Below are 834 nucleotides of genomic sequence, written 5' to 3' on the forward strand. Positions count from 1 at the left end.
CGACCGCGGATTCGCCCGCGTCTACCAGGCCTACCTGCTCAACGGCCTGCGACGCCTGCTGCGCCGGCGCGCCCGCCACAACGGTGCACCGGTGCCCGCGCTCACCGGCATCCGCTCGCTGAGGGCGTTCGACGAGCGCATCACCGCGCCGCTGCACGGCTTCCGCAACGCCGCCGACTACTACCGGCGGGCCAGCACCGCCGGTCGGCTCGCGGCCGTGACCCGCCCCTGCCTGCTGATCCAGGCCGAGGACGACCCGTTCGTGCCGGCATCCACCATCCCCACGGCCTCCGCGCTGGGCCCGCGGACCCGGCTGGAGCGCCAGCCCCGGGGCGGTCATGTAGGATTCGTGGGCGGTCCGCACCCCCTCGCCGCGGACTACTGGCTGGAACGTCGAGTACCTCACTGGATCGCCGCAGCATCCGCCATTCTGTGACCCTGCCCACGAAACCCCCGTGATCGTGGCGGTCTTTGCCGCGTTTCACCCTCTTTAGACTGCGTCCCCGAGTCGGGGGGCTCACGGGCACTGGGGTATTCCCAGCACATGTCAGGCCACGACGGGCGTCACGCCCGCCGCAAGGGACTCATGTGTCCGCCCGTGCCTCCCGCGAAACCCAAATCCGTGTCGCCTGGAGGCATTCCCATGAGCCAATTCGGCCAGCGGACGCGCAGCGAGGGAAACCGCAGCGCCGGTCGTGAACGCCAGGGACGGACCCCGCTACGCATCGCCCTCGCCACCCTGCTGCTCGGCAGCACCCTGCCCGGGGCCGCCTCGGCCGCCGCCGTGCAGGCCGAGTACTGGTACGGGATCGACGGCGGTGGTTACATCTCCAC

The 834-nt window shown here is 71.3% G+C and carries 1 protein-coding gene and 1 pseudogene; both read left to right on the forward strand.

What is annotated here, in order from left to right:
- A pseudogene (locus G7A99_RS22045) lies at window positions 1–436 on the forward strand (hydrolase); the annotation flags it as partial.
- 207 nt (window positions 437–643) lie between these two features.
- Window positions 644–834 (forward strand): hypothetical protein (locus G7A99_RS22050; RefSeq protein WP_163144120.1); only part of this gene is annotated, 191 nt, incomplete at its 3' end.

It is taken from the genome of Arhodomonas sp. KWT (assembly GCF_010993615.1).